20 protein-coding genes are annotated in these 21129 nt (G+C 70.0%); 9 read left to right on the top strand and 11 right to left on the bottom strand.

Annotated features, from left to right (window positions below; translation table 11 throughout):
- Window positions 1–4: 4 nt before the first annotated feature.
- Window positions 5–1225 carry a GAF domain-containing SpoIIE family protein phosphatase gene (locus CLT68_RS26750; RefSeq protein WP_099855082.1) on the bottom strand — a complete coding sequence of 407 codons (1221 nt, stop codon included), beginning with the start codon at window positions 1223–1225 and terminating at the stop codon, window positions 5–7.
- Window positions 1226–1417: 192 nt separating this feature from the next.
- Here CLT68_RS26750 and CLT68_RS26745 point away from each other — a divergent pair, with 192 nt between their 5' ends.
- Window positions 1418–1855 carry an ATP-binding protein gene (locus CLT68_RS26745; RefSeq protein ID WP_158240936.1) on the top strand — a complete coding sequence of 146 codons (438 nt, stop codon included), beginning with the start codon at window positions 1418–1420 and terminating at the stop codon, window positions 1853–1855.
- A gap of 96 nt (window positions 1856–1951) precedes the next feature.
- On the opposite strand, the gene CLT68_RS26740 is transcribed toward CLT68_RS26745, so the two are convergent.
- On the bottom strand, window positions 1952–2557 hold the full coding sequence (locus CLT68_RS26740; protein WP_486482334.1) for a lytic polysaccharide monooxygenase: 606 nt from the start codon (window positions 2555–2557) through the stop codon (window positions 1952–1954).
- Between the two features lie 237 nt (window positions 2558–2794).
- Window positions 2795–3370 carry a hypothetical protein gene (locus tag CLT68_RS26735; protein WP_099855074.1) on the bottom strand — a complete coding sequence of 192 codons (576 nt, stop codon included), beginning with the start codon at window positions 3368–3370 and terminating at the stop codon, window positions 2795–2797.
- 511 nt (window positions 3371–3881) lie between these two features.
- Here CLT68_RS26735 and CLT68_RS26730 point away from each other — a divergent pair.
- Entirely contained in the window at window positions 3882–5225 is a 1344-nt protein-coding gene (locus CLT68_RS26730) for a glycoside hydrolase family 6 protein (protein WP_099855072.1), read from the top strand.
- Window positions 5226–5341: 116 nt separating this feature from the next.
- Here CLT68_RS26730 and CLT68_RS26725 read toward each other — a convergent pair whose 3' ends face one another.
- Window positions 5342–5872 carry a GNAT family N-acetyltransferase gene (locus CLT68_RS26725; protein WP_099855069.1) on the bottom strand — a complete coding sequence of 177 codons (531 nt, stop codon included), beginning with the start codon at window positions 5870–5872 and terminating at the stop codon, window positions 5342–5344.
- Window positions 5873–5895: 23 nt separating this feature from the next.
- Here CLT68_RS26725 and CLT68_RS26720 point away from each other — a divergent pair, with 23 nt between their 5' ends.
- The 3 genes from CLT68_RS26720 to CLT68_RS26710 all read left to right on the top strand — a co-directional run bounded on the left by CLT68_RS26720 (window position 5896) and on the right by CLT68_RS26710 (window position 8849).
- Entirely contained in the window at window positions 5896–6297 is a 402-nt protein-coding gene (locus CLT68_RS26720; protein ID WP_486482333.1) for a VOC family protein, read from the top strand.
- A gap of 124 nt (window positions 6298–6421) precedes the next feature.
- On the top strand, window positions 6422–7183 hold the full coding sequence (locus CLT68_RS26715; protein ID WP_099855067.1) for a cyclase family protein: 762 nt from the start codon (window positions 6422–6424) through the stop codon (window positions 7181–7183).
- Window positions 7184–7196: 13 nt separating this feature from the next.
- The gene (locus CLT68_RS26710; protein WP_099855065.1) at window positions 7197–8849 is read left to right on the top strand and encodes a thiamine pyrophosphate-binding protein; all 1653 of its coding nucleotides are present in this window, start codon (window positions 7197–7199) and stop codon (window positions 8847–8849) included.
- Between the two features lie 35 nt (window positions 8850–8884).
- Here the strand turns inward: CLT68_RS26710 and CLT68_RS26705 are convergent, their stop codons facing one another.
- The 7 genes from CLT68_RS26705 to CLT68_RS26675 form a co-directional block, all read right to left on the bottom strand.
- Complete coding sequence (locus tag CLT68_RS26705; RefSeq protein WP_099855063.1) at window positions 8885–9448, bottom strand: dihydrofolate reductase family protein; 564 nt, start codon at window positions 9446–9448, stop codon at window positions 8885–8887.
- Complete coding sequence (locus tag CLT68_RS26700; protein ID WP_099855061.1) at window positions 9436–9942, bottom strand: SRPBCC family protein; 507 nt, start codon at window positions 9940–9942, stop codon at window positions 9436–9438. The genes CLT68_RS26705 and CLT68_RS26700 overlap by 13 nt, the downstream gene beginning before the upstream one ends.
- Window positions 9939–10313: a metalloregulator ArsR/SmtB family transcription factor gene (locus CLT68_RS26695; protein WP_099857686.1), complete on the bottom strand. Its 375-nt coding sequence runs from the start codon at window positions 10311–10313 to the stop codon at window positions 9939–9941. Before CLT68_RS26695 ends, CLT68_RS26700 begins: the two co-directional genes overlap by 4 nt.
- Window positions 10314–10458: 145 nt before the next feature.
- The gene (locus CLT68_RS26690; RefSeq protein ID WP_099855059.1) at window positions 10459–11103 is read right to left on the bottom strand and encodes a class I SAM-dependent methyltransferase; all 645 of its coding nucleotides are present in this window, start codon (window positions 11101–11103) and stop codon (window positions 10459–10461) included.
- 8 nt (window positions 11104–11111) lie between these two features.
- Window positions 11112–11537, bottom strand: coding sequence for an NUDIX domain-containing protein (locus tag CLT68_RS26685; RefSeq protein WP_099855058.1), 426 nt, complete (start codon window positions 11535–11537; stop codon window positions 11112–11114).
- Between the two features lie 78 nt (window positions 11538–11615).
- Window positions 11616–12881: a prolyl oligopeptidase family serine peptidase gene (locus CLT68_RS26680; RefSeq protein WP_099855056.1), complete on the bottom strand. Its 1266-nt coding sequence runs from the start codon at window positions 12879–12881 to the stop codon at window positions 11616–11618.
- A gap of 94 nt (window positions 12882–12975) precedes the next feature.
- Window positions 12976–13473 (bottom strand): hypothetical protein, encoded by a 498-nt coding sequence (locus tag CLT68_RS26675; RefSeq protein WP_143743253.1) that lies wholly within the window; start codon window positions 13471–13473, stop codon window positions 12976–12978.
- 56 nt (window positions 13474–13529) lie between these two features.
- On the opposite strand from CLT68_RS26675, the gene CLT68_RS26670 reads away from it, so the two are divergent.
- The 4 genes from CLT68_RS26670 to CLT68_RS26655 all read left to right on the top strand — a co-directional run bounded on the left by CLT68_RS26670 (window position 13530) and on the right by CLT68_RS26655 (window position 21065).
- Window positions 13530–14057 (top strand): HAD domain-containing protein, encoded by a 528-nt coding sequence (locus CLT68_RS26670; RefSeq protein ID WP_486482332.1) that lies wholly within the window; start codon window positions 13530–13532, stop codon window positions 14055–14057.
- Between the two features lie 526 nt (window positions 14058–14583).
- Window positions 14584–17460, top strand: coding sequence for a helix-turn-helix transcriptional regulator (locus tag CLT68_RS26665; protein WP_099855052.1), 2877 nt, complete (start codon window positions 14584–14586; stop codon window positions 17458–17460).
- 151 nt (window positions 17461–17611) lie between these two features.
- Entirely contained in the window at window positions 17612–18637 is a 1026-nt protein-coding gene (locus CLT68_RS26660) for a hypothetical protein (RefSeq protein ID WP_143743252.1), read from the top strand.
- A 151-nt stretch (window positions 18638–18788) separates the two neighbouring features.
- Window positions 18789–21065 carry a TOMM precursor leader peptide-binding protein gene (locus CLT68_RS26655; RefSeq protein ID WP_143743251.1) on the top strand — a complete coding sequence of 759 codons (2277 nt, stop codon included), beginning with the start codon at window positions 18789–18791 and terminating at the stop codon, window positions 21063–21065.
- Window positions 21066–21129: the final 64 nt, after the last annotated feature.

Raw genomic sequence — 21129 nt, 5'->3', positions numbered from 1 at the left:
CGGCTCAACCAGATGCTGGTTGGCGCCGGATGACCAGGAGGGCAATGTCGTCGTTGGGGTGCTCCTCCGCGGTTGTGGCCATGATGTGGTCGCACAACGCCTCGGCTGGCCCGGACCGCACGGCGTCGGCGAGGCGCTCGATCCCGGTGTCGATCAGTTCGCTGCGGCGTTCGATCAGTCCGTCGGTGTAGAAGATGAGCGCGGCACCCGGCGGTAGGTCCAGCACGGTGTTGCGGCGAGTGGCTGATGGTCGGCCCACACCAAGTGGCCGGTCCACCGTCAGGTTGACGAGCGCGGTGGGACGGCCGGGCACAGCCAGCAGCGGTGGCAGGTGGCCGGCGGAGGAGAGGTGCACCCTCGTGCGATCGGGTGTGATCAGGGCGTAGACGGCGGTGGTGAGGGTGCCCGCTTCGAAATGGTGGATCTTGCGGTCGAGGGATGTCAGCGCTTGGGCGGGATCGTCGGAATCGAGGGCGTAGGCGCGCAGCGCGCTGCGGATTCGTCCCATGACGACGGCGGACGGCAGTCCGTGGCCCGAGACGTCGCCGATGACGGCGCCCAGCCAACCCGAGGGCAACGTGAACACGTCGTACCAGTCGCCACCGATGCCCAGGTCGTGGCCGGGCACGTACCGGGCGGCCAGGTCCAGGCCGGGGATGTCGGGTAGTCGGCCGGGCAGCAGGCTGTGTTGCAGGGCCAGCGCTGCCTGCCGGTCGAGGACCTGCGCTCGGGCCCGACCCGCGAGGCTGGCGCGATCGGCAACCAGCTGCAACAGCTGCACGTCGTCGGGACTGAACCGCCGCAGTGCCAGGGAGCCGACGTGCAGTACGCCGACGAGGTCGCCGTTGACGAGCATGGGCACGCCGAGCAGAGCACGTACGCCCGTGGCGAGCAGGACGGGATTGACCACGTCGTCGGGCGTGACGTCATGGATCGTGACCGGCGCACGTGTCGCCGCCACCCGCCCGGCGAAGCCGCGTCCGACCCGGAGGCGGAAACCGCGACGTACCTCTTCCTCCAGACCTTTTGCCGCTGTCGCGACGAGTTCGCCGGTGTGTTCGTCCAGCAGCAGGATGGTGGCGGTATCGACCTTGAGCAGGTCCCGGACGCGTTCCAACAGCTCGTCGAGCAACTCGGCGACGTGCAGCCCCGACAGGGCGGCATCGGTGATCGCCTCGATGCGACGCAGCCGCTCGTCATTCGTCATCAGCTCGGCGTGGGCCACGCAGGCAGCCTAGACTCCGGCACGCCGCCGACAGCATGCCAGCAGCGAGATCAACAGTGTTGCGCCGCCGAGGTGGGGTATCTTCCCATGTCACATCGATGCATTGGTGGTCCGGCGAACCGTTCCGGAGAGCTGTCCTCCTCGTGCCATCGACCAGCTCACCGGCTCCGCATCCGACAGGGAGGGGAAGCAGTGGTGAACCCACCGCTCGGCCACCATGCTCCCTCCGCCACGAAGCCGCTGCTCTCGGCGTCGTTCACCCTCGCCGACCTGACCCGCGTCCGACGCGAGGTTGAGGCCGCCAGCCGCCGGTGCGGCCTCGGCCACGACGAGATCGAGAACTGGGTCACTGCGGTCAACGAACTGATGATCAACGTGATTCGGCACGGGGGCGGCAGAGGCGGCCTACGCCTGTTCGTGGATGGCCAGCTCACCTGTGAAGTCACCGACCATGGGCCGGGCTTCAACACCGCGCACTACCTTCCGCGCACCGAGCGACCACCCCTGTCCGAAACGGGAGGTATGGGCCTGTGGGTGGTCGGGCAGATGGCCGACTACCTCCTCGTCGTCAGCGGACCCGCAGGGACCACCATTCGCATCGCGGCACGCACCAGCGGCACTTTCGCATAGCCTTCGACGCACGTAGGGCACTGCCGGAAGAGCGAGCCGGCCCAGGACGCCAAACGCCCTGGGCCGAAATGGTGCCGCGGCTGTCGGTCCTGCCGATCAGGCGATGTTGATGTCGCTGCACCACATGTAGGTCTGGTCCATGTGGGACGCCTTCCAGATCACGAACAGGACGTGGTTTCCGGTGCGTCCAGAGACCGAGACGTTGAACGAGATGTTCTGCGCTGGCGCGTAGCGCCCGGTCGTCGTGATCAGGTCGAGGTTGCCCCACCCGAGGCGCTGGGTGGCCGGGTTGAATCCCTGCTTGGTGACGTAGACCCGGAAGTAGTCAGCACCGTGGCTGGCCTGGTCGTACATCTGGACCGTGAAGTTGCGGCTGACGTTGGTCGCCTTCCATGCTCCGGGCTGGTTCACCGTGTCGTTCCTGGAGAGGGCGTTGCTGCACAGCTGCCCGTCCGGGGTACGCGCCTGGAACTGGCCGGCGAGGCCGTCGCGCAGCTGGCTCATCCAGTTCCACATGGTGTCGGGATTGGCCTGGAACGCCCGCCAGCACATGGGGTCCTGTTGCTGCATCGCTGGGTTCGTGTGCTGGTTGCCCCAGGTCTTCCAGCACTGGTAGGCGCGACTCGCCGGGTTGATGACGGTGCCGTGCGCCTGGGCCGCGCCGGCCCAGGGCAGCATGCCGACCGCTATCGCGAACAGCATGACGAGCGCTCGGAGGGACTGACGGACGGTTGACCGGGATCGCCCGCCGGATTGCTCGAACTTGTGTGGACGCACTGTTCATCCTCCGTTCTTCGGGACTGAGATCAGAATGGGAACGCTCCCAAACAACTGTTACATCCGTTGCCGTAAATATCAATGTTTATCGATGTGCGGTGGGATGTGGATCAAATCGCCGGGTTGGTGTGAGTGCGACCGCGCCGCCGCCGCCCGGGAGGGTCAGAGCCCGGCTGCGGCGTCGTACCGGCGGCGTTGGTCGGCCATCTCCGAGTTGGTCAGCGCCTCCTTGAGCGCCAACTCCGCGTACTTCTCCGGGAACATCTCGCGCAGCCGGTCGGTGAACATGACGTCGGCGGTCGCCTCGACCACCTGGATGCCCGGAGGTTCGGTGGACATGTCCATGATCACGGGGCCGGCCAGCTTGACCGCAACGTCCCAGGGGCGCTTCTGCTCGGCGACCCCGCAGAGGTGGAAGCCGTAGACCGTCCGCACGTCGGCAAGCGCGCTGACCTCGGCCGGCTCGTAGCCGTAGACGCGGACCCCGCAGATCACTGCCGGCTTCTCGGTGGTCACCTGCTGGGCAGTGTGTCCGGCGTGGTTGTGCTGCCCCGGGTCCGCCTGTTCGAGCGTCGTACGCATCCGAGCCATGATCTGCCCCTGCAGATCGGCCGGCTCCGCCTCCGGGTCGGCCCGGTTGAGCAGTACGACCGCGCCGGCCGACACCACCAGCAGGATCACCGCCACCCACACATAGCGGTTTCGGTACCAACCCGCGAAACGTTCTCGGGAAATCATGATTGCTTCTCACCTCGTCGCCGGTTCTGGTGCGCTGACGGACCGGATCGGATGCACGGCGTGTCAGACGTCGAGCGCGTCGGCCGTCGGGGGATGCGCAGTGAGGAATGCCTACGGCGGGCGAGGATGCCTGCCCGGCACGATGCCCGTCGTCCTGGAGATGGCCCGGCGATGCGGCATGCGAGCGTCCGTCAAGCGGCGCGCTGCCGGCACTGCGATGCTCCCGCGCTGGCCGTTCCCAGCGCGGTTGCCTCCGCGCTGCGGCGATGTGAGTCATTCCAGCACGCCTGAGCCCGTTCTGGCAACATCGACAAACATCAGTGTGCATTCGTCCCGCCTTGACGGATGACGAGGTCCTGCTCATCGACGGGCCTCCACGTCTTGGCAGGGGCGCACACCTCCGATACCGTCCTGGGAACGCTCCCATGAACGTGGAAACATCTATGTGATCAGGAGGCAACACGTCGTGCCTACCCTCTCCTCGCTTCGCCGCAGATCGGCGGCCATCAGCATGGCGGCCGTCGCGGCCGCCACCGTCGTGGGCGTCTGCCTGACCGTCGGCAGCGCCTCCGCCGGCACGCTGTCCGGCTCGCTCTACCGCGACCCGAGTTCCGCCGTCGTCCGTTGGGTCGCCGCGAACCCCGGCGACTCGCGTACCGCCGTCATCCGCGACAAGATCGCGAGCCAGCCGCAGGCCCGCTGGTTCGCCAACTTCAACCCGTCGACAGTGCAGTCCGAGGTCTCCGAGCACATCGGCGCCGCCAACGCGGCGCAGCAGATCCCGGTGCTGGCGGTGTACGAGATCACCAACCGGGACTGCGGCGGAGCCAGCGCCGGTGGGGCGCCTGACCTCAACCAGTACCAGACGTGGGTGTCCAACTTCGCCAGGGGACTGGGCAACCAGACCGTCATCATCATCCTGGAAACCGACTCGCTCGCCCTGCTGACGTGCCTGAGCAGCGGCGAGATCAGCGCGCGCAACGAGGCGATCTCGACGGCCACCCGGACCATCAAGTCGGCCAACCCCAACGCCAAGGTGTATCTCGACGGCGGTCACTCCACCTGGAACAGCGCGGGGGAGACGGCCAACCGGCTCCGAGCGGCCGGCGTGCAGTACGCCGACGGCTTCTTCACCAACGTGTCGAACTACAACTCCACCTCCGGCGAGGCGAACTTCGGCCGGAACGTCATCTCCGCCCTCAACGGCATGGGCATCTCGGGCAAGCGCCAGGTGATCGACACCAGCCGTAACGGAGGCGCCAGCGGGGACTGGTGCGGCGACGACAACACCGACCGGCGCATCGGGCAGTACCCGACGACCAACACCGGCGACAACAACATCGACGCGTACCTCTGGGTGAAGCCGCCGGGGGAGGCGGACGGCTGCCGCTACACGGCCGGTTCGTTCCAGCCCGACCTGGCCTTCAGCCTGGCCAACGGCGCGCCCAACCCGCCCACCACCGCGCCACCGACGACCCCTCCTCCGACCACCACTCCGCCGACCACCCCTCCGCCGACGACCACCCCGCCGACCACCCCTCCGCCGAACAGCTCGCCGCCGACCGGTGACGGCTGCTACGCGGATGTGGCGGTCAACCAGTGGGCAGGGGGCTTCACTGCGACCGTGACTGTCACCGCCGGCAAGTCGGAAATCAACGGCTGGAAGGTGACAGTCGAACTGCCCTCAGGCGCCGCGGTCACCGGCACCTGGAACGCGCAGGCCAGCGGCACCAGCGGCACCGTCCAGTTCACCAACGTGAGCTACAACGGACGCATCGCCGGCCGGCAGTCGACCACCTTCGGCTTCCAGGGCACCGGCACCGGCCCGGGCAGGATCGCCGTCTGCGTCGGCTGACCCCACAGGGGTGCTGCGGCCCGGCGCGGAGGAGCGCTCTCCGCGCCGGGCCCGTCCCCGTCCTGCGGTAAGGGCCGGACCCGGTGTGCGCCCAGGCTCCGGTGAAGAAGTGCGGTTCAGTCGACCCGCTGGGACAGCACCTGACCCGGCCAGGACCCAGACAGGAAGGTGTGGGTGGGGGTGAACCCGTGGCGCTCGTAGAACGCCACCAACTCGCCACCGCCGCCCGCCCAGCAATCGACCCGTAGCAACCGCACGCCCGCTCGTCGGGTCTCCTTCACGGCGTGTGCCAACAGGGCCGACCCCAGGCTCCGGCCGGCGAATCGTCGGTCGGAAACCAGGAGACGGACGTAGCGCTCCGGTTCTGCCGCAGGCGCGATCGGTGCTTTCGGATCGGGCCCGGAATGCAACACCAATGCTGCGGCCGGCGTTCCGTCCATCTCCGCGATGAACGGAAGGTTCTCGGTCAGATACCGGTCGACCAACTCGACCCGTTCGGGCTTTTCCGAGAACGGCGTCGTGCCCCACTGCTCGGTGTTGCCGCGATCATTCATCCAGGCCACCGCGGAGTCGAGCATGGTCAGCACTGCGGGTGCGTCGGCCGGGCCACCGCGTCTGATCCGTACGCCGCGGGTGGGGTCGTCCATGGCGGAATTGTAATCTGTGGCTCATGGAAGACGCCGACCAGCGGGACCCCCAACCTGGGCGGGGGACGGTCCAGCGGATGGACAACATCGCCATCGTCGTCGACGACCTCGCGGCTGCCAGGGCGTTCTTCGTCGCACTCGGCCTGGAGTTCGAAGGCGAGGCGACAGTCGAGGGCAGCGCCGTGGATCGCCTCGTCGGGCTCGAGGGAGTCCGCTCAGACATCGTGGTGATGCGCACCCCGGACGGCCACGGACGGCTCGAGCTGACCAGGTACCACACGCCGTCGAGCCCCGACGGTGACCTGCGGGCGCCGGCGAACATGCTGGGCGCGCATCGCGTCATGTTCGCCGTCGAGGACATGGACGACATCCTCGACCGCCTGCGGCCACACCGAGCCGAGCTCGTCGGCGAAGTGGTGCGGTAGGAGAACAGCTACCGGCTCTGTTACCTCCGTGGCCCCGCAGGCATCATCGTCGCGCTGGCCGAGCAGATCACGTGACCCGTCCGGGCATCCATCGTGGATCGTGAGTGCGGTGTACCGTCGCCGCATGACGGTGCTGCAGGAGTTTGTCGCCGCTCTTTCCAGCGGCCGGATCCAGGTTGTCGACCTCACCGCCCCGCTCTCGGACCAGACCCCGATCCTGGGTCTGCCCGAGCGGTTCGGCCAGACCTGGCCGTTCCGGCTCAGCGAGATCAGCCGGTACGACGACCGTGGTCCGGCCTGGTACTGGAACAACTTCTCCACCGGCGAGCACACCGGCACCCACTTCGACGCGCCGGTGCACTGGGTCTCCGGTCAACAGGGCGCGGACGTCTCGCAGGTCCCGGTGAGCCAGTTGATCGCCCCGGCGGTGGTGATCGACCACGCGGCCGACGCCGCCGACAACAGTGACTTCCTGCTCGAGGTCGAGCATGTCAAGGCGTGGGAGGCGGAACATGGTGCCCTGCCCACCGGCGGCTGGCTGCTCTACCGCACCGGGTGGGACGCGTACGGCGACGACCCGGAGCGGTACGCCAACGCCGGGCGTACCCCGGGCATCTCCGTCGAGTGCGCCCGCTGGCTGGCCGAGGAGTCGCCGATCCAGGGCGTCGGGGTGGAGACGGTCGGCACCGACGCGGGCGCCGCGCACTCGTTCGACCCGCCGTTCCCGTGCCACTCGTTCCTGCTCGGCCAGGAGAAGTACGGCCTGACCCAGCTACGCAACCTGGCGCAGTTGCCGACGACCGGCGCGGTGGTGATCGCCGGACCGCTGCCGATCGTCTCCGGATCCGGCAGCCCGTGCCGGGTCCTCGCGCTGGTCGAACGGTAGGAGCGGGCCACCGATGCGGGTCGCCGAGGTGGTCGGCCGGGTTCTGTACGAACACGGCGCACGGCACGTCTTCGGGGTGGTCGGCAGCGGCAACTTCCATGTCACGAACGCGCTCGTGGCGGCCGGTGCCCGGTTCGTGGCGGCGGCCCACGAGGGCGGCGCGGCGAGCATGGCGGACGGGTACGCCCGCACCTCCGGGACGGTGGGCCTGCTCTCGGTGCACCAGGGTCCGGGCGTCACCAATGCGCTGACCGGCCTCACCGAGGCCGCGAAGAGCCGTACACCGATGGTGGTCCTGGCCCCGGAGGCGACCGCGCCGCGGTCGAACTTCTTCATCGACCTGCCGGCGCTCGCCGCCGCGGTCGGGGCAGACTTCCATCGGGTACGCGCGACACACGCGGCCGAGGACGCGGGCGCGGCGTACCGGGCTGCCGCCCGGGGCGCGACGGTGGTGCTGGGCCTCCCGCTGGAGGTGCAGCTCACCGTGACCGAACCGTGGTCCGGCCCGGTCCCTGCGGTCGCGCCCACCCCGGCCACCGTCCAGCAGGTCGAGCCGTTGCTGGCCGCGCTCCAGGCCGCACGTCGACCGGTCTTCATCGCGGGTCGGGGCGCCCGGGCGGCCCGGGAACCGCTGACCCGGCTCGCCGACGCGTGCGGGGCACTGCTCGCGGTCTCCGCCGCGGCGAAGGGCCTGTTCGCCGGGAATCCGTGGTACATCGACGTGGCCGGCGGCTTCGCCACCCCACTCGCCGCCGAGTTGATCGGCGCGGCGGACCTGGTCGTCGCGTGGGGCAGCACGCTGAACATGTGGACCACCCGGCACGGTGAACTGATCCCGCCCTCCGCCGTCGTCGTCCAGGTGGACCACGACCCGGCCGCGTTCGGGGTGAACCGCCCGGTCGACCTGACGGTGGCGGGCGAGGTGTCGGCGGTCGCCGAGGCGGCACTCGGTCGACTGGGCTCCGCGGGGCCCGTGGACGCCGGGCCCGGCGGCTGGCGTACGCCGGAGCTGGCGCAACGGATTCGCGACCACGGCCGGTGGCGGACCGTCCCGTACTCAGACGAGGGTGGGCCGGCGCGGCAGGGCACCCCGGCGACGATCGACCCGAGGACGCTGTCGGCAGCCCTGGACGACCTGCTCCCGCCCGACCGGACGGTGGTGGTCGACTCGGGCAACTTCATGGGCTACCCGTCCATGTGGCTCGACGTGCCGGACGTGGCCGGGTTCTGTTTCACCCAGGCTTTCCAGTCGGTCGGGCTCGGCCTGGCCAGTGCACTCGGCGCGGCGGTCGCCCGGCCGGACCGGCTCACCGTCGCGGCGGTCGGCGACGGTGGCTTCGTCATGTCCGCGACCGAACTGGTCAGCGCCGTCCGGCTGGCGGCACCCCTCGTCGTGGTGATCTACAACGACGCGGCGTACGGCGCCGAGGTGCACCACTTCGGCCCGGACGGGCACCCGTTGGAGACGGTCACCTTCCCCGAAACCGACCTGGCCGCGATCGCCCGTGGCTACGGCTGCGACGGGTTGACCGTCCGGACCGTCAACGATCTCGGACCGGTACGCCACTGGCTCGCTGGTCCCCGCATCCGGCCACTGGTGGTCGACGCCAAGGTCAGCGCGGCGCGCGGCTCATGGTGGCTGGAGGAGGCGTTCCGTGGCCACTGAGCCACCGCCGTCATCCAACCTCGCTGGGCTGTCGTTCACTGCCCGCGAGGGCGGTAGCGCAGGTGTACGACCCCGTTTGGGAATCGGCGCTCGTCGAGGAGCTCAAGGTCGGTGCGCATGCCGGTCGGCAGCCCTGGCTTGCCGCCGCCGACGACAACCGGCAGGATCATCAGCTGGCACTCGTCGACCAGCCCGGCCTTGAAAGCCTGCGCCGCGAGGTTGGCACCTCCAACGGTGAGATCGCTGCTGGCCGTGGCCTTCAGTTCGCGTACTGCGGCGGGGTCGAAATGGCGTTCGATTCGGGTGTCGGCAGTTGAGGCCGCGTCGAGGGTCGTGGAGTAGACGACCTTGCTCGCTGCCTGCCAGGCGTTCGCGAAGTCGGCCGTGAGGTCGGACTGCGCGGCCAGAGCGGGGTCGGTCTCCCAGACGGCCATCGTCTCGTACAGGCCTCGCCCGTAGAGAAACGTGCCCACGGATCGCAGGAGGTCGGTGTGGAACGCGAACACCTCGTCGCCGAGTGGAAACCAGTCAAACGCGCCGCGTTCGTCCTCGATGTACCCGTCAAGCGACACGTTCGTCACGTAGATCAGCTTTGCCATGCCTCTGCCTCTCGATGACTTGTTGCAACGGCCTGAGCCTTCGTCAGCGTGCTGTCCAGCTTGGTGAACGCCTGGCGCCAGCCCTCCTCGCTGGGGCGCGCCAGATGTTCGGGGAGCCACTGGCGGATCTCCAGTCGCGTCCGTCCGTCCGCCTCGTCGTGGAACTCGACCCGGAGTCTCGTCTCGAACGGCTCGATGCCCTCCTGCAGCCGGCCACCGACGTGCATGACGCCTTGGAGCAGTTCGCCGTCGGCGACGTCCGTGAGGTCGACGTGGACGTGCACCCGAAGCTCGGGTTGGGCGGCACTGACCTCCGTCCACCGTTGGAAGCCGCCGGGGCGTACGTCGAACTCGATCTCGTCGCGCGGCAGTGAGTTGCCGGTCGGGCCCCACCACGCCGCCAGATGGTCGGGATCGGTGAAGGCTCGGTAGACGAGCTCCCGCGGCGCGTCGAACACGCGAGAGACGACGAGCTGCGGAGTTTCGGTGGTCATTCGGGCTCCCTGGGGTCGTCGGCCATCCGGTCCGTTGCCGGTCCGGCGGCCTGCACCGCGGCGAGGTGGGCATCGAGGCGAGTGAGGGACGAGTCCCAGAACCGCCGGTAGCGCTCGATCCAGTCGGCTGCCTCGCGCAGCGGGGCAGCTTCGAGGTGACTCGCGCGCCACTTGCCCGACCGTGACCGCGAGATGAGCGCGGCGCGTTCGAGCACCTTCAGGTGCCGTGACACCGCTGGCATCGAGATGGACAGAGGAGCGGTGAGTTCGGTGACCGTGGCGTCGCGTTCGGCCAACTCGGCGACGATTGCCCGTCGAGTCGGGTCGGCGAGCGCCGAGAACACCGCGCTGAGCTGATCGGTGTCAGCCATCGTGAGCTCCTTCACTTAACCAGTGTGTTAAGCGTATTGGGATGTGGGTGATGTTGTCAACGGGATGCGTTCGTTCGGGCCTTGCCTTCAAGGCCTGGTGCGGTCTGCCGAGTTGAGGGGTTCGGCGGCACGGCGGGGATCGGCATCAGGCTTTCTGGGCGAGCAGATACCCCTGGGCGGGGCTGTCCGGCCCATCGGCGGGCACGCCGCCCCAGAACACGGCCGTGAAGCCAGCGTCCGTGACGCTTCGTTCCATCTCCTGCGGGGTCTGCCAGTAGAGGTCGAACTCGACGCCAAGGTTGGTGCTGCCGCCCGCGCGTCGGACCTGACTCGCTCCGGCCTTGAAGGCGGTCACCAGATACCCACCCGGCTTGACGACGCGACACAGCTCGCCGTAGGCCGCCGGTCGATCGGCCGGGGCCAGGAAAATGAGGGAGTACCAGCAGACCACACCTACCAGCGATGCGTCCTCGAAGGGCAGCTCACGCAGGTCGGCAACATCGAACCGGAAGGTCGCATGGTCACGCCGAGCCACGCGGATCATCTCGGGTGAGAGGTCGACTCCCCAGGGTGTCAGGCCTCTGGTTGCCAGATAGGGCTCAAGGCGTCCCGTCCCGCAACCGATGTCACCGACACTGGTCCCCAGACCGGCGGCAAGCGTCAGGTCGCAGAACAGGTCGAGGACGGCTCGCTCCGCGGGCAGGCGATCCAGAGCGTCGGCCAGGCGTTCGGCGTAGAACTCGGCGAGGACGTCGTGCGCGGCTCTCAACTCTTCGGTCCCGGCGTCCACGCAAGGGACTATAGGAGCCCACGCGGCAGCCGGTCAGGCTCAGGCAGAGGACGAAGCAGCGCCGCCAGGTCGCCGAACACCAGGGGAAGGCCACCCAGCTCGTTGATCCCGACCCAAGCGATGTCGTCATGCTCCTCGGGTGCGCGGTTGGTGGGAGAGCCGACCCAGTCTCCAATTTTCCAGACGCCCACGTGAACGGCGTCCTCGCCACTGCCGGCATGCCAGTCGCCCAACCGTGAAGCGGACTCCGCCACGATGTGAACACCGAGCTCCTCGCGCATCTCGCGCGCGAGCGCTTGTAGTTCGGACTCGCCCGTGTCGACATGCCCCCCGGGCAGATCCCAGAGATCCGGGTATGCCCGGCGGGTCGGGCTGCGGTGTACCAGCAGGACCGCGCCGTTCTCAATGAGTGCGCCTGTGACGACGACATGCATGACGGGATTGGAGCACAGGGATGGGACAAGCTCGCTCCAGCCGACGGTGCGGCCGCCCGCTTGACCCCGGACGGCGGATCACCGACGGCGGCGGGCCATCCACTGCCAGATGTGGGTGCCGTTGCGGCTCGGGTCGTTGCGGGCCACGTAGATCCAGGACCAGTGACCGGGGAACTGGTAGTCGTTCCAGACGACGTGGTCGTACAGGGTGATCAGTGAGCCCGGGATGAGGTCGTGGGCGTGGATCGTGTTGGTCTCGGGTGGCACCGTGTCGTCGTCGAGCGAGGTGACCAGCCAGGTCGGGGTCTGGATCTTCGCCAGCTCCTCATCGGTGATCAGCGGCGGCCCCTCCCCACTGAGCGGCTCGATGACGCCGCAGATCGGCACCGACGCGGCGAACAGGTCGGGATAGGCGACGGTCATCTCCAGGGACATGTAGCCGCCGTTGCTGCAACCGGCCACGTAGATCCGGTCCGGGTCGACGCGCTTGCGGCGGACGAGGTCCTGGACGATCTCGCGGATCAACGGGGCGAACCGGGGACCGTCCTCCATCCAGTAGGAGGTGCTCTGCGGAGCGACGACGTACGCGCCGGAGAAGATCCGTTGAGCCTCCGGAGTGGCGAAGCCCAGGGCGCCCCGGTTGGCGCGCAGCGTGGTCTCGTTGTCGTAGTAGTCGTCGGGCAGGGAGGCACCCTCGCCGCCACCGTGCAGCCAGAGGATCAACGGGCGACGACCGTGGCGGGGCGAACGCTCCGGGGAGTACAACCGGTACTTCAGGCCCGAGCCGGAGACGTGGTGGCTGAACGCGTCCACCTCGGGGTTCGACAGCCGCCCCTGCACGAAGCGCGTGATGGTGACCGGCGAGCCGTGGCGCCGGACGAGTGGGGTGTTCTGCCTGATGGTGTAGACGAGGTCCAGCCGGACGTTGCGGCCCCTGCTCACGATGTAGCCGAGGGTGCCACCGCCGAGTTGACCTTCGGCGTGGCTCAGCTCCAGCACGATGTTTCCGTGCCGGTCGAGCCGGGCCGCGGTCACCGTGCGGTCCAGGTCGTACTCGCTGAAGATCTGGTCCCCGGGAGCGATCGGGATCGGGCTGGTGGCCTTGGCGTGGACGGTGAACGTGCCGGGGGTGAGCCCGGCGGGGTCGATCGGCCCGAGCCGGCCGGTCTCCAGGGTGACCGAGGTGACCTGCTCACCGCCGTCAAGGGTCCTCGCGTCGAGGGTGAATCTCACGCTGGCGGGGTGGTGGCCACCGGCATGGGCTGCGGTGCCGGGCAGCGCGAGGCCGATGGCGGCACCGGCACCACCGGCCAGGACGGTGCGGCGAGTGACAGACGTGGACATGCGGGCCCCCGTACCTGTGCGTCATAAAGATGCTCATCAATGACGTTTCAACCTAGCGCCGCAGATCAGACATGTCCAGGATCGTACGAAGTGCTCAGATGGCAGGTTGACGCCACTGCTTGAGCCGACGCGCGGGGAAATCGCCGGCAGGCGACCAGAGCTGCACCCGCCACCTGTCGCCGGGGGTGGTCGAGCCGGGCCAGCCCCGGTTGACGAACCCCCGACCCGATATTCGTGCGGCGTACCGGCCGCTCGGCACCTCGAACGTGGCGACCGTGTCCGTGGGGCTGAAATACCGGAGCACGTCATCGACCACCAGGAGGCTGGCCTCGAGGGCCTCCTCCCAGTCCTCGCGATCATCAGGAGGCGGGTCGTCCCACACCTCCAGACGGAACGGCATCTCGAAGTTGTTCTGGTGAGGGGAGATGACGACGACCCCCGTGTCGTCTGCCGCGATGCCTGAGCCGTTGATCGCCTGTTCCAGCAGGGTCATATAGTCGGCATCGGGCGATGGGTTGCCGCAGAGGCAGAACTGGCCGTAGTCGAGCCGCAGGGTTCTTTCCTCGACCCGGCGCGGCACGGGAGCGCTCACCCGGGACATTGTGCCCGACGAGCGACACAAGGTCACCCGCACGATACGGTTCGCGCGTGACGCATGGTCTTGCCAACCTGCCCTTGGTGTTTCTCGATGTGGACGGACCACTGATTCCGTTCAAGGCCAGGTCGGTCGGCGGTGGGGACTCCTTCGCGGGTGCCGTGGCACGTTCCTCAGGAGGCACGGGCAACCCCTTGCTCGACCGGATCGACCCAGCTGACGGTCAGCGGCTGTCGACTCTGAACTGCCAGTTGGTGTGGGCGACGACGTGGATGGCCGACGCGAACGAAGTCATCTCGCCACTGCTCGGCCTATCTGCCCTACCTGTCGTCGAATGGCCGGACGACGATGAGGATCCAGCGCACGGCCTGCACTGGAAGACCGCATATCTGACGCAGTGGGCGGCAGGACGACCGTTTGTCTGGCTCGACGACGAGACGACCGACGTCGACCGGCGATGGGTCGCGGCTCATCATCCGGCGCGTGCGCTGCTGCACCGCGTCGACCCGTACAAGGGCCTGACCGACGCGGACTTCGCAGCCGTCCGTCGATGGCTTGCCCACCCGGACGACCCCGCCTGAACGTCAGGCTGGACGCCTACGGTCTTTCCATCTCGGGCACTGTCGCGGATGCATCTTGCTGTTCGCATGTTGACGATTGGCGGCAGGTGACGAATTCCAGCGACGTGGGACCCAGTCAATTGGCGCGGTCGCCGATGGTTCATCAGGTGGCGCAGATCTTCCAGGTCGCAGGTCACGGTAGAAATATGACCGCTTCGGGTGATTCGGTATAGGCGGCCATGATCGTGGTGATATCAGATTGGTGCGGCCCTCCGATGAACAGTTAAGCGTCCTGGCTGTAGCCCTGCGGTGACCTGGGACTTGTCGGCTGCCAGGCACCGGAGGATGCGGGCGATTTATTCGGTTTCAGGGACATCATTCCGCGCTTCTGATGACCGGTCCTTTCTGCGGGTTGTGATGCGATGTCGAAAAGAGCCTGCGTCTCGCACTTGTTGAATAGGGGTCGGCATGGTTCGACATTCGGCGGTACTCCGGTATAGTGCGATCAATTCCCATTGAGTGTGCCGGAAGGCGTCTGGTCTGCGTGATGACACCTGGGCTGGAAAGCGCGTCGAGCCCGCGCTTCGTCGGGCGACGAGCACAGTTGGCACGTATCGGGAGAGCCCAGGCCGCCGTGCTGAACCGTGGCTGGCAAATGGTCTGCGAGGTCGTCGGGGAGCCGGGCATCGGCAAGACCCGGTTCGTCCACGAGGCCCTGGAGCGGTGCGCCCCCACCGTCCCCTGGGCCGTCGGGACCTGCTCGCCGGATGAGCGAGGAGTTCCTTTCCACGTGTTTCGACACGCCTTCACGGAGGGGCAGTCACTCCGACGTGGGCTGCGTGCCGGGCGGTCCACTGGGGAGAGTTGGGTGGAGTCCACCATCGCGGTGCCAGCGGCTCCGGGACGGGCGTCGGACGCCCGGCGGTTCCGGACCTACCAGTTGGCCCGCCGGCTGATCGGCCTGGCTGCCCGGGACGGTCTGGTGCTGGTCCTCGACGACCTGCACTGGGCGGATGCATCCTCCGCCGGCCTGATCGCCCACCTCCTGCGGTATCCGGTGCCCGCCCCGGTGCTGCTCGTGCTCGTCTACCGCCCCCGGCAGACGGCGACCCCGATGCCGTTCGGTCCACCAGATCCCGACGAGCACGCCGACGCGAAGCCGCCGCCACACGACCGGATCGAGCTCCGACCTCTCAGCCTCGCTGAGGTCGCACTCCTGCACCCCCAGGTCGACGAGGTGGAGCTGCGCGCCCGGTACGACCTGACCGGCGGCAACCCCGGTTACCTGGCGGTGCTGCCGAGCGGCTCAACCTCCAAAGGCACGGACCCGATCCGTGAGGCACAGGGTGCCCGGCTGTCCGACGCGGCGGTCGCCGTGCTGCGCCGCGAGTGGACGGACCTGCCCCCCGTCGAGCTGGCCTGTCTGCGGGCCGGGGCGATCGTCGATGCGCCTTTCAGCGCGGACCTGCTCGCCGAGGTCGCGCAGGTCCCGGCGTCAATGGCGGTCGAGGAATGCTGGCGGCTGGCCAGGCTCGACCTGATCCGCCGCGTCCCCGGCACCGGACGGTTCGCCTTCCGGCACCCGGTGCTGCGGATGGCGGTCGCTCAGGACACCGACCCGCAGTGGCAGGTGGAGGCGTGCGCGCGGGCGCTCACCGCGCTGGTCGATCTGGGCGCGCCACCCGCGGACCGGGCCCGCTACGCGGAGCGCCTGCTCGCCCTGCCGAACGCCCGCTGGGCCGACCGCTGCGTCAACGTGCTCTGCCGAGCCGCGCAGGAGGTCCGGCGCGAGACGCCGGACCTGGCCATCCGCTGGCTGCGGCTGGCGTTGCGTGCGCTGCGCCCGACGGTCGGTCTGACGCAACGTCGCCAGGACGTGTCGCTCGCGCTGGCCGAGATCACCGGGGAGGCGGGCGACCTGGCCGAGAGCAGGGCCCTGCTCCAGGAGATCGTGCCGCTGTTCGCCGCCGACCCGCAAGGAAGACGGGCGCAGGCAGTAGCACTCTGGGCGCGGGTGGAACGTCTGCTTGGCAACTACGCGGAGGCGGCGGCCATCAGCCGGCGGGAGCTGGCCGCCCTGCCAACCGGTGCCGGACCCGGCGACGGCTACCGCCTCGCCACCGAGATCGGCGTCGCCGGCATCCTGGCCGGTCGCCCCGTGACCGGGCTGCCCGACGTCCTCGGCGGAGATCTCGGCGGATCCGGTGCGGACCGGGCCAGCCTGCTGGCCGTCCGCAGTCTGGCCGCCGCACACGACGGCGCACTGGACGACGCCCGGGGTCTGCTCGATGCCGGCGCCCGGATCGTCGACTCGCTGCCGGACCGGGACGTACGGGACCACCCCGACTGCCTCACCGCACTCGGCCTGAGCGAGCTTTACCTCGAACGGCAGGCCGACGCGGTGCGGCACCTCGACCGAGGGCTGACGCTCGTCCGCGCCTCACACCGCGACGACGGCCTGTGCCAACTGCTGCTGGGTCGCAGTCAGGTCGCGTACCACGGCGGGCAGCTGAACACCGCCATCGGACTGGCCACCGAGGCGGGCATCGTCGCCCGGCGCATCGGCAGTCACCACCTGCTGAGCTTCGCCCTGGCGTTCGAGGCGGAGGCGACGGCGTGGCGTGGTGGCCTCCGGGACGACGACCGGGCGTTGGCGCTGGCCCGCAGCGCCGCCGGAATCGCCACCGACCTCGCCACCTGGTGCGGTCGTACGGCCGCGACGGCGCTGGCGACCGCGGCGCTGCTGTCGGGTGATCCGGCGACCTGTGCCGACCTGGTGCGCTCCGCCGGCGGCGACAGCCGGCTGAGCCGTCTCCAGACGTCGCTGCGGCCCAGGTGGTACGAGCTGCTCTGCGCCGCCGCGCTCGCCGCGGGCGAGGTGGCCGAGGCCGAGCGGCAGGCGCGACTGGCACTGGCCGAGGCGGATCAGGTCGGTCTGCCCGGGCAGCGGGGCTTCGCCGAGTCGGCGTACGGCGAGGTGCTGCTCGCCCGCGGCGAGGTCCAGGCGGCGTTGCCGCACCTGGAGACCGCGGCCGACCTGTTCCGTGCCGGCGGGATGGTGCTGAGGCGCAGCCTCGCCCTGGCCTCCCTGGCCCGGGCGGCCGAAGCCGCGGACCAGAGCGGCCTGGCGGCGCGGGCCCGTCGCCGGGCGCTCGAACTGGCCTTGTGGTGCGGGACGGAACGGGTCGGTCTGCGACTGGCCCGTCCGATCGGCCCGCGTGAGGTCGCTGCCCTGACCGACCGGGAGTGGCACATCGCCCGGCTGGCAGCGACCGGGGCCACCAGCCGACTGATCGGGCGGCAGCTGAACATCAGCCCCCGCACGGTGGAGGCGCACCTGACCCGCCTCTACCGCAAGACCGGTGTCGCTTCCCGGTCGGCTCTGGCCGCCTGGGTCGCTCGGCTCGATGACACCGATCGGTGACCGCGATGCAGGCCGGATGACATCGTTCGGTGCAACGTCGGCAGACCGGGCAGCACGAGGCCGCGCCGCCACCGTCGTGGCCCGACAGCCGCTCACATACTCGACTGCATCGGGCGCGATTCCCGTGGACCGGTGGTGGATGGAGGACGAGATGCTGGGCAGAAGATCCGTCAGGAGCCCGCGTACCCTCGCCGCGCCGGTGCCCGCGATGCCGTTCGCCGCCGCCACGGTGGCGCTGCTCATGCTGACCGGCTGTGGCGGCGAACCGGTGGACGCGGCCACCCCGGCGCCCCACGGGTCGGCCACTTTCGGTAGGGACCGGGCGGCGCTCGTGCTCACCGCCTTCGACCAGGCCGACTCGGCAGCCTCGGTGGCCGGTGACGTCGAGGCACTGCGGGCCCAGGAGGTTTCGCCCTCGCTGGACCTCAGCATCGCCGCAGTCCGTCGGGCCGCGTACAACCAGCGAGCGCAACCGTCCTTCCAGCACATCAACCCGGTCTTCGCGGTGCCACCCGGCGATCCGTCCTGTTTCCTCGCCACGGCCACTCTCCGACTGACCGGCTCGGAGTTGGCGCCCACCGACGTCAGCCAGTTCGTGCTGGGTGCCGACGGCCAGTGGAAGCTCAGCCACAACGTTCAGGTCACCCAACCTTCGCTGGTGGTCGCCCGGAGCATCGACGGCCGGCCAGCCACCGCGGGCGGCGCCGCCCTGGACGAGACCAGCCGTCGGGCCCTCGCCGCCGAGGTGTTCTCCCGCAGCATCGGGTCCACGACGGGCAACCGGTCCCTCGTCGTGTCGAGCCCGCTGCTCGACGGTCAGTTCGCCGGCGGTTGGGAGGTCTACGGGCAGCAGCTCGCCGGTGTCGGCGGCGCGGTGCAGCGGACGATGGACCGGGCGGAATGGTCCGACTGCGCGGTCGCGGTGCCGACCGGCACGCTCACCTTTCTGACGATCCACGCCACCGACACGCTGCGCCCGGTGCCCGGCGGTCCGGCCACCGTCCGGTTGGAGCCGCAGAGCCCGGACCTGATCGCCACCGGTCACCTCAAGGCGGTCAGCGGAAAGTCGATCCGGGTCGCCCGGGTGGAGACCTTCGTGCTGCTCGTGCCGGCACAGACCGTCGGCACATCGGTGCTGGGGCTCAACGACACCGCGCTGAGCGTCACCGCCGGCTGACCCTGCCGCCGAGGGTCCACCACGTCGGCGACGGCAGAAACCGGTGGCATCACTCGGATCGGGGCGCACCGGACCGCGACGATGACAGCAGCCGTGACCGCCGGCGGGGCCGGTGGTGCCGCGGCCCGGCCACGAGGCTCGGGAGGAACCCATGTGGCGTCCGCGCTTCCGATCGGACTACGTGCCGGTGCGGCTGCCCGACGGCCCGCTCGTGGTGCTGGGGGAGACCCGCAGCCTGCTCATCGACGACCCGGTCGCCGCGGACCTGGCCGACCAGCTCGACGGTGCCGCGCCGCTGGCCGACGTGGTGGCCCGGTTGGCCACCCGACACCCGGTCGCCGCCGTCGCCGCAGCCCTCGCCCGACTGCGCGACCACGGCCTTCTGGTGTCCGGTCCGGCGCACAGCTCGGCGGCCGAGGCCGCCGGCTGGGACGCCCGGGGTGTCCCACCCGACGCCGGACGGCGGTGGATGGCCGGAGGAATGGTCACCGTCGTGGATCTCGGCGCGCCCAGGGTGGCCGAGACCGCCGACGCGCTGCGCGCCCTCGGGCTCGCCCCGACGGTGGTCGGGCCGGACGCACCGGACCCCGGCCCCGACACCGCCCAGGTGCTGGTGCTGCCGTCGTCGATGCTCGACCCCCGGCTGGCCTTGCTCAACGAGCGCCACCTGGCCGCCGGTCGCGCGTGGACGCTGGCCCGGCCACACGGCAACGTCGTCTTCCTCGGCCCGCACCTCGTGCCGGGTCGCACCGGCTGCTGGGTCTGCCTGCGGCAACGCTGGCAGGAGAACGAACAGGTGAACGCCTTCCTCGACGGGCAGGACCTGACCGATCCGCTGCCGCAACCCGGCCGCGCGGTCCTGCCCGGCCTGGCAACCATGGCCGCCGGGCTGCTCGCCGCCGAACTCGCCGTGCTCGCCGTCCGGGGTGCGTCTCCCCGCCTCACCGGCCGCATGGTCGCCCTGGACACCAGGGACCTGAGCACCGAGAGCCACCAACTGGTACGCCAGCCGCAGTGTCCCGCCTGCGGTGACCCGGACCTCGTCCGCAAGGCCGAGCCACGGATCGACCTGCCACCCAGCGGCACCCAGCCCAGTCGGGCCGGGGACTCCCGCATCCGGGAACCCGCCGAGGCGTACGCCTCGCTCGTCCACCACGTCAGCCGGTATCTGGGCGTGGTGAGCCGGCTGACCCCGCTGGAGGCGACCGACAACGGCGTCACCCACACCTACTCGGCCGGGCACAACTTCGCCCAGCCCCGCCAGCTCGCCGCGTTGCGCCGCAATCTGCGCGGGCAGAGCGGCGGCAAGGGCCGCACCGACCTGCAAGCCCGGATGAGCGCGGTCGGGGAGGCGGTGGAGCGCTACTGCGGGGTGTGGCGCGGCGACCGCCCGGTGCACCGGGCCACCTACCGGCAGCTCGGCCCGGACCGGGCGGTGCACCTGAGGGATCTGCTGCTGTTCTCGGAACGCCAGTACGCCGACCGGGACCGGCTCAACCACGACCTGGGCCACCTGCACCGCGTTCCCCGCCCGCTGCCCGACGACGTGGAGCTGGACTGGACCACTGGTTGGTCGCTGACCCGGCACACACCGCGCGAGCTGCCCGCCGCGCACTGCTGGTACGGGCATCCGGAGCTGACCGGGCTGGGGGTGTGCTCGGCCGACTCGAACGGCTGCGCGGCCGGCGGCAACCCGTCCGAGGCGATCCTCCAGGGCTTCTGCGAACTCGTGGAGCGCGACAGCGTGGCCCTGTGGTGGTACCACCGGTCCCGGATGCCCGGGGTGGACCTCGCCTCGTTCGGCGACCCGTGGACCGCCGCCTGCGTCGACCATCACTCCACCGCCCTCGGCCGCGAACTGTGGGCCCTCGACCTGACCGCCGACCTCGGCGTACCCACGTTCGCCGCGGTGTCCCGGCGGGTCGACGGGGGGCCGGAGGACGTCCTGGTCGGCTTCGGCGCGCACCTGGACGCGCGGGTCGCGCTGACCCGGGCGCTCACCGAGGTGAACCAGTTCCTGCCCGCCGTCGCCGGACCCGCCACCGCCCGCAACCGGTACGGCGTCGACGACCCGGACACCGCGCGCTGGTTCGGCACCGTGCGGGTGGCCGACCAGCCCTGGCTGGTCCCGGATCCCACCCGACCGCCGCGCACCGCTGCGGACCACCCGGCGCTGACCACCGGCGACGTCGGGGATGACGTGCGTCGTTGCGTACGCCGGGCGGAGCGGGCCGGCCTGGAGGTGATCGTCGTCGACCAGTCCCGTCCGGATGTCGACCTGGCGGTGGTGAAGGTCGTCGTGCCGGGACTGCGGCACTTCTGGCGCCGGCTCGGTCCCGGCCGACTGTGGGACGTGCCGGCCCGTCTCGGTCGGGGCCCGTTGGCCGTCGACGAGACGTCGGCCAATCCGCTGAACGTGTTCTTCTAGCCGGCGTTCCCGGGCGACCGGGAGCGTGGGAAGGATGTGGGGATGGCCACGGTGGTGGACCCGG

Source organism: Micromonospora sp. CNZ299 (assembly GCF_002754415.1).
The sequence above is the reverse complement of the archived record's forward strand: the minus strand, read 5'-3'. Positions and strand labels throughout refer to the sequence as shown.